General features: G+C 67.0%; 11 protein-coding genes. 5 read left to right on the top strand and 6 right to left on the bottom strand.

Annotated elements, in window-relative coordinates; translation table 11 throughout:
• Positions 1-158: enoyl-CoA hydratase-related protein (locus A9X05_RS32465; RefSeq protein WP_255369100.1), on the bottom strand; the 158-nt coding region annotated here is incomplete at its 3' end.
• A gap of 47 nt (positions 159-205) precedes the next feature.
• Between A9X05_RS32465 and A9X05_RS00690 the strand changes: the two genes are divergently transcribed.
• Positions 206-616 (top strand): enoyl-CoA hydratase-related protein, encoded by a 411-nt coding sequence (locus A9X05_RS00690; RefSeq protein ID WP_231978200.1) that lies wholly within the window; start codon positions 206-208, stop codon positions 614-616.
• A gap of 4 nt (positions 617-620) precedes the next feature.
• Here A9X05_RS00690 and A9X05_RS00685 read toward each other — a convergent pair whose 3' ends face one another.
• The 3 genes from A9X05_RS00685 to A9X05_RS00675 all read right to left on the bottom strand — a co-directional run bounded on the left by A9X05_RS00685 (position 621) and on the right by A9X05_RS00675 (position 2,542).
• On the bottom strand, positions 621-1,022 hold the full coding sequence (locus tag A9X05_RS00685; protein ID WP_067778441.1) for a phage holin family protein: 402 nt from the start codon (positions 1,020-1,022) through the stop codon (positions 621-623).
• A gap of 57 nt (positions 1,023-1,079) precedes the next feature.
• A complete protein-coding gene (locus A9X05_RS00680; protein ID WP_067778451.1) occupies positions 1,080-1,319 on the bottom strand; it encodes a hypothetical protein in 240 nt (79 codons plus the stop codon).
• Between the two features lie 155 nt (positions 1,320-1,474).
• Positions 1,475-2,542 carry an amidohydrolase family protein gene (locus tag A9X05_RS00675; protein WP_067778438.1) on the bottom strand — a complete coding sequence of 356 codons (1,068 nt, stop codon included), beginning with the start codon at positions 2,540-2,542 and terminating at the stop codon, positions 1,475-1,477.
• Between the two features lie 28 nt (positions 2,543-2,570).
• Here A9X05_RS00675 and A9X05_RS00670 point away from each other — a divergent pair, with 28 nt between their 5' ends.
• On the top strand, positions 2,571-2,747 hold the full coding sequence (locus tag A9X05_RS00670; protein WP_156675525.1) for a hypothetical protein: 177 nt from the start codon (positions 2,571-2,573) through the stop codon (positions 2,745-2,747).
• Positions 2,748-2,853: 106 nt separating this feature from the next.
• On the top strand, positions 2,854-4,101 hold the full coding sequence (locus tag A9X05_RS00665) for a sialate:H+ symport family MFS transporter (protein ID WP_067750101.1): 1,248 nt from the start codon (positions 2,854-2,856) through the stop codon (positions 4,099-4,101).
• A gap of 13 nt (positions 4,102-4,114) precedes the next feature.
• Here the strand turns inward: A9X05_RS00665 and A9X05_RS00660 are convergent, their stop codons facing one another.
• Positions 4,115-5,389: a competence/damage-inducible protein A gene (locus A9X05_RS00660; protein WP_067778432.1), complete on the bottom strand. Its 1,275-nt coding sequence runs from the start codon at positions 5,387-5,389 to the stop codon at positions 4,115-4,117.
• Positions 5,390-5,437: 48 nt separating this feature from the next.
• Positions 5,438-5,743: an MTH1187 family thiamine-binding protein gene (locus A9X05_RS00655; RefSeq protein WP_067750079.1), complete on the bottom strand. Its 306-nt coding sequence runs from the start codon at positions 5,741-5,743 to the stop codon at positions 5,438-5,440.
• A 51-nt stretch (positions 5,744-5,794) separates the two neighbouring features.
• On the opposite strand from A9X05_RS00655, the gene dtd reads away from it, so the two are divergent.
• Entirely contained in the window at positions 5,795-6,226 is a 432-nt protein-coding gene (dtd, locus tag A9X05_RS00650) for a D-aminoacyl-tRNA deacylase (protein WP_067750077.1), read from the top strand.
• A gap of 60 nt (positions 6,227-6,286) precedes the next feature.
• Positions 6,287-7,198 (top strand): class I SAM-dependent methyltransferase, encoded by a 912-nt coding sequence (locus A9X05_RS00645; protein ID WP_067778431.1) that lies wholly within the window; start codon positions 6,287-6,289, stop codon positions 7,196-7,198.
• The last annotated feature ends 1 nt before the right edge of the window (position 7,199 follow it).

The following is a 7,199-nucleotide window of genomic DNA, read 5'->3' as shown; positions in this document are numbered from 1 at the left end:
CCGCCGGCGAAAAGGCCGCGCTTGGGCTCCATCACCGCGAAGCGCGCGGCGGGCACTGCGATCCGGATGTCGGTGGAGCTCAGCATCTCGAAGCCGCCCGCGACGCAGGTGCCATTGATCGCGGCGACGATCGGCTTGTAGACGGGAAACCGGTGCAGGACGGCGTGAATGGCGTCTTCCTTGTTCCACCGACATCCGGATCGCAGTGCCCGCCGCGCGCTTCGCGGTGATGGAGCCCAAGCGCGGCCTTTTCGCCGGCGGCGGTAGCACCGTGCGACTGCCGCGGCAAATGCCCTACCCGTTGGCGATGGAACTGCTGCTGACCGCCGACATGGTGGACGCGGACCGCGCCCTGGCGATGGGGCTGATCAATCGGGTTGTGCCGCCGGAGCGGCTGATGGACACCGCGTACGACTACGCCGAGCGCATCGCGGCGAACGCACCGCTGGCGGTGTACGCGACGAAGCAGTCCGCCGTCGAGGGGTTGGCGCTCGACCTCGAGTCGGCGTATGACAACGAAACCCGGCACAGCGACCGCATTTTCGAGACGCAGGACGCCAAGGAGGGGCCGCGCGCCTTCGCCGAAAAACGACCACCGCGCTGGCAGGGCCGCTGAGCCCTCAGGCCCGGGTGCGGCGGCCCACGTCGCGAATCACCAGCGACAGCAGCCAGCTCACGATGGACAACACGATCGCCGCCCAGATCGCCGTCCACCAGAAGTGATCGATCTGCAGACCCCAGTGCGTGGTGTGCTCGGTGATGCGGGCGGTGAGCCACAACATCAGCGCGTTGACGACGATGTGGAACAACCCAAGGGTGAGGATGTAGAGCGGGACGGACAGAATCTGGACGATCGGCTTGATGAACGCGTTGACCAAACCGAAGATGACGGCGACGACGAAGATGATGCCGACCCGCTGAAGCTTCGTGTCACCGCCGACGAACGTGATCCCGTGCACGAATTTCGTCACCAGCCACAAGGCGAAACCGGTCAGTGCGGCGCGAAGCAGAAAGGGGCCCATGCCCACGATCCTCTCACCACCGGTGCGAGAACGGCAGCCGTTCAGCTCACCGCCGCGCTAAGCGTCACCGCGCTGCGACGCCAAGTGCTTCACCATCTGGCAGAGGTTGACGACGGCGGCGCTCAACTTGGCAATGGTGGCGTCCCGATCCGCCACACAGGACTCCCAGTCGGGAAACTCCTGCGGGGGTCTCTGGTTGTCCGCATTGAGATGGATTTTCTCCTCGATCTGGTCGCAGACGTCCGCAAGGGTCAATTGTCCCGGCGCGCTGATGTCGGAGAACCACTTGTCAGCCATGCAGAACCTCGTCTCGACGCAAATTTCCGTATCGTCCGAGGCTATCGGGTCGCTTGACACGACGTTTGTGCGGGAGGCCGGCGACAACGCGGTACATCCGCGACCGTCGTTGAGCCAACACCGGTCGCTGGTTGCCAGTCGCCAACCAGCAGAACCTAATTCAGGTTGTAGAAGCGCTGCGCGTTCAGCCCACCGATTTTTTCGCGCGCCTCGTCGCTGATGTCCGGGCGGGTCCGCAGGTGCTTGGTGCTTTCCGGCCATTCGCCGTCCCAGTGCGGGTAGTCGCTGGCGAACATGATGAAGTCGGCGCCCAGCACGTCGATCACCCCGGGCAGGATGGGCTCCTCCGGCTCGCACGTCACCCAGATATTGCCCGCGGCCAGATATTCGTGCGGATCGCGGCGCCAGCCGCGTTCGACCCAGTCGCCTCGCTTCTCGTAGTGCTCGTGCAGGCGATCCATGAAGAACGGGACCCACCCCGCGCCGGCCTCGAGGAAGGCGACGCGCAACTGCGGGTGGCGCTCGAAGACACCGCCGGACACCAACGCCGTCATCGCCGTCATCTGGTCGAACGGAAAACTGATGCAATGCACCTGAATGTAATTGGTGAACCGGTCCACGCCGATCTTCGGCAGGTGAATGCCCGGGGCGCCGTGGATGCCCAACGGCATCTCCAGATCCACCGCCGCGGCGTAGAAGGGGTCGAGGTCGGGGTGGTCGAGGTTTCGCGTCTTGAGCGCCGGCGGCACCAGGGTCGCCACCAGCCCAAGGTCTTTCGCTTCGGTCATGACGTCGATCGCCGCCTGGCCATGCTCGATCGGGGTCACGGCGACGCCCCGCAACCGTCCACCCGACGGTGCGCAGTAATCCGCGATCCACTGGTTGTAGAGCCGGGCGAACCCGGCGGCGAACTCGGGATCCTCGAGGGTGGGCGCGCACAGGCCGAGGCTCGGGTACAGCACCATCGTGTCGATGTGGTCGCGGTCGGCGTCGCCGAGCACGCCCTCGGTGGATCGACAGTTGATGTCGGGCGCATCGCTGATGCCGTGCTCCGGCGGACACCCCGCGCCCGGGCCCCGGTCCTCCGGGTAGTTGCGGCCTTCGAACGTCAACCGCATCCGCCCGTCGGAGCTGGGCTTGACGTACTGCGGCCAGCGTTTGATCGCTTCGATCGCCAGCGAGGGATTCTCGGCGACGTGTCCGTCGGCGTCGATGATGCGCATGTATCCGGAACTTACTCTCGCGGATTGCATGTGGAAACGGCTCTGCGACCGCGTGGTGAACTATTCGGATCTCATTCCGCTGCTACCGCCGTGCCCCTACGAGCACGTCGGCGCCGCGATCTACATCAACAGCGGCGGTCCCGGCGCACTATGGCGCCACAGCCTCTACGCCTATCGGCAAGGGCTGCGGAGGTTGGTGGGATGAGCGCGGTGTGAAACCCGCCGTCGTGGCACGCGGGCAGAAAGACTCGCCATCGCGCGCCCGGTAGGCCACGATGCTCAACGTGACAACACAAAGTCCTCGAAACAAGCTGACCGCCGATCAGCGGAACTCGTTCGTCGCGGCGTTGCTGGGCTGGACGATGGACGCCTTCGACTACTTCATCGTCGTGCTCGTCTACGCCGACATCGCCAAGACCTTTCACCACAGCAAGGCAGAGGTCGCCTTCGTCACCACCGCCACCCTGATCATGCGTCCCGTCGGCGCGCTGCTGTTCGGGTTGTGGGCCGACCGTGTCGGGCGCCGGCTGCCGCTGATGGTGGACGTGATGTTCTACTCCGTGGTGGGCTTCCTGTGCGCGTTCGCACCCAACTTCACCGTGCTGGTGATCCTGCGGCTGCTCTATGGCATCGGCATGGGCGGTGAGTGGGGCCTGGGCGCCGCGCTGGCGATGGAAAAGGTTCCCGTCGAGCGGCGCGGCTTCTTTTCCGGGTTGCTCCAGGAGGGCTACGCGTTCGGCTACCTGCTGGCGAGCGTCGCCTCGCTGGTGGTGATGAACTGGCTCGGGTTGTCGTGGCGGTGGCTGTTCGCGCTGAGTATCGTCCCCGCTCTGGTCAGCCTGATCATCCGTTACCGCGTGGAGGAGTCCGAGGTCTGGGAAGCCGCGCAGGATCAGATGAAACTGACCAGCACCAGGATCCGCGACGTGCTGCGCGACGGGGCGATCATCCGCCGATTCTTCTACCTGGTGCTGCTGATGACGGCATTCAACTGGATGAGCCACGGCACCCAGGACGTCTACCCGACCTTCCTGACCTCGACCGCCAACCACGGCGCCGGCCTGTCCAGCGCTACCGTCAAATTGATCGTGATCGTCTACAACATCGGCGCCATCATCGGCGGGCTTGTCTTCGGCACGCTGTCACAGCGGTTCAGCCGCCGCTACACCATCATCTTCTGCGCGATGCTCGGCCTGCCGATCGTGCCGCTGTTCGCCTACTCGCGCACGGCGGCGATGCTGTGCCTCGGTTCATTCCTGATGCAGCTGTTCGTGCAGGGCGCGTGGGGCGTAATCCCCGCCCACCTGACCGAGATGTCGCCGGACGCGATCCGCGGCCTGTACCCCGGCGTCACCTACCAGTTGGGAAACCTGTTGGCGGCGTTCAACCTACCCATTCAAGAGCGCCTTGCCGAGTCGCACGGGTATCCCTTCGCCCTGGCGGCGACGATCGTGCCGGTGCTGATCGCGGTCGCGTTCCTGACGCTGATCGGCAAGGACGCCACGGGCATCCGCTTCGGCACCGCCGAAAGCGCGTTTCTGCCAACCGAAATGACGTGATCGGGCGTCGCTCCTAGTCGGCCGCGCTGAGCAGTCGCAGCAGCAGGTGCATCGCCACGGTCGTCGAGCGCTCCCGGATGTCGGAGCGGTTGCCGGGCAGCCGCAGGGTTCGGGTGTCCTTGCGGCCGTCGATGAGGGTCACGTTGAAACAGACCGTCCCGACGGGTTTTTCGGGTGTGCCACCGCCGGGGCCTGCGATGCCGGTGATCGCGACGGCGGTGTCCGCGCCGAAGCGGCGGATGGCGCCGGCCGCCATCGCCTCGGCCACCGGCTCGGACACCGCGCCGTGCGCCTCGATCAGCGCCGGGTCAACGCCGAGCAGCTCCGCCTTCGCCTCGTTCGAGTAGGACACCACCCCGCCGGCGACGTAGTCCGACGATCCGGGGCGGTCGGTCAGCCGCGCGGCCAGCAGCCCGGCCGTGCAGGATTCGGCCGTTGCGATCCGGCGGCCGGCCAGCGCCCGGGCCACCAGGTCGTCGACCGTGGAGCCGTCCTCGGAGAAGAGCTGCTGAGAGTGCTTGTCGCGCACCAGCTGCATCAGTTTCGCGTAGCTGGCTGCGGCGTCCGGCTCGTAGCGCGTCACCATCTCGACCTCGCCCCGCCGTAGGCAGGTGGTGATCTCGAGCGACCCGAAGCCCGGCACCGACGCCTCGGCGTCGCGCAACGTCTCGGCCAGACCCGATTCGGGCAGCCCGAACATTCGCACGGTTTCCTGCCGATAGAGCGTTCGCCCGGCGATCGCCTGCTGCGCCGCGGGCGTCTCGATGGCCCGGCTCCACATCGGCTGCAGCTCCCGCGGCGGTCCCGGAAGGACGATGACCGTCGGCTTGCCGGGGACGACCACACCCGGCGCGGTGCCCACCGGGTCGAGCACCTGCGCTCCGGCGGGAATCATCGCCTGCTTGCGGTTGGCGGCGCGCACCGCGTCGAAGTCGACGCCCTCGAAGCGGGCCATCAGCTTCTTGAGGATGTTCGCGATCTTGTTCTCGGTCTCGTCGTCCAGCACCAAGTCGCGGCCGCAGAAGCGCGCCACCACCTCGACCGTCATGTCGTCGGCCGTCGGCCCCAGGCCGCCGCTGGTGACGATCAGGTCCATGCCTTGTTCCGCCATGAAGCGCAGCTGCGCCTCGATGTCTTTCGCGCGGTCGCCGCAGATCGTGATGTGCGCCAGCTCGACGCCCAGCTCCAGGAGGCGATCCGCGATCCAGGGACCGTTCGCATCTTGGACGCGCCCGGTGAGGACTTCGGTGCCGGTGACGACGATGCCTGCGCGTGCGCTCACCGGCATGAGCCTACTGGCAGCGCGAGAAGGCATAGCCGAGCGAGGCGTTCTGGGTTAGCCGCCTTCGAGGTAACGCTCGACGGTGGCGACCTTCTGCGTCATCGCGTCGCTGACCCCGGCCCGCCAGTCCGCCTTGATCACCGTGCTGACCCGGGGCGCGCGGGCGGCGACCGCCTCCACGGCGCGCTGCACGACCCCCATCACCTCTTCCCAGGTTTCGCCCTCGATGACGGTGAACATCGAATCCGTCCGGTTGGGCAGGCCGGAATCGCGGACCACCCGAACCGCTTCGGCGACGATCTCGCCGACGCCCTCGCCCACCCCCATCGGGGTGACGGAGAACGCCACGAGCACAGACATCCAACGAGCCTACCCAAGCTGTTCGGGCCCGGCCTGGCAGCATCAAGGCCCATGCGGGTCCTGGTGCAGCGGGTGACGTCGGCGACGGTGGCGGTCGACGGTGCAGTGGTGGGCGCCATTCGGCCGGCCGGTCAGGGCTTGTTGGCCTTCGTGGGCGTCACCCACGGCGATGATCTCGACAGGGCGCGCCGGCTCGCTGAAAAGCTCTGGTATTTGCGGATTCTCGACGACGAACGATCGGCGGCCGACGTTGGCGCGCCCATACTGGTGGTCAGCCAGTTCACCCTCTACGCCGACACCGCCAAGGGCCGACGGCCGTCGTGGAACGCGGCCGCGCCGGGCGGAGCAGCCGAGCCGCTGGTCGCGGCGTTCGCCGACGCGCTGCGGCGGCTGGGCGCCGAGGTCCAGACCGGGGTGTTCGGTGCGAGCATGCAGGTCGAACTGGTCAATGACGGTCCCGTCACGGTGCTCCTCGAACTCTGAACCGACGGGTACGTTGGATACGTCGCTTGCCGGGGCCGATTGTTGATGGGAGGGGCGATCATGAGCCCGACGCCTGAGTTTGGGTCGCTCCGTTCCGACGACGACAACTGGGACATCGTCAGCAGCGTGGGTTACACCGCCCTGCTGGTGGCCGGATGGCGCGCGCTCCACGCGCTGAGCCCGCGACCACTCGTCCGGGATGACTACGCCAAGGGTTTCATCGAAGCGTCGCGAGACCCCTACTTGGCGGCCAAGCTCGCAAACCCGGGGACCTCCGAAGACGAGCTGGCCTTTCCTCGCCTCTACGGCGTGCAGACGCGGTTCTTCGACGACTTCTTCGTCGAGGCCGGCGCCGCGGGCATCCGCCAGGCGGTGATCGTCGCCGCCGGTCTGGACTCCCGCGCGTATCGGCTCGAATGGGTCCAGGGCACAAGGATTTTCGAGGTCGATCTACCGAAGGTGCTGGAGTTCAAGGCCCACGTGCTCGCCCAGCACGGCGCCAAACCCAAGGCCCCCCGGGTCGAGGTCGCGGCCGACCTGCGCGCCGACTGGTCCAGAGCCCTGGAGGACGCGGGCTTCGACGTGGAGCGGCCCAGCGCCTGGTCGGTGGAGGGCGTGCTGCCCTACCTGACCGACGAGGCCCAGAACACGCTTTTCACCCGGATCAGCGGACTCAGCGCGCCCGGCAGCCGAATCGCCATCGGGGCGTTGGGTTCCCGCCTCGACCATGACCAACTCGAGGCCCTGGAGACGGCCCATCCCGGCGTCAACATGTCCGGCGACGTCGACTTTTCCGCCCTGACCTACGAGCCCCAGACGGACCCCGCGGAACGGCTGGCCGCCCACGGTTGGTCGGTCGATCCCATCCGCAGCACGCTCGACTTGCAGGCCGGCTACGGAATGACCCCGCCGGACGTCGACGTCAAGATCGACAGTTTCATGCGGTCCCAATACATAACGGCCACCCGGTAGC

It is taken from the genome of Mycobacterium sp. E3298, assembly GCF_001666895.1.
Lineage (GTDB): Bacteria > Actinomycetota > Actinomycetes > Mycobacteriales > Mycobacteriaceae > Mycobacterium.
Note: the sequence above shows the minus strand (reverse complement) of the source record. Positions and strands in the feature narration are given on the sequence as shown.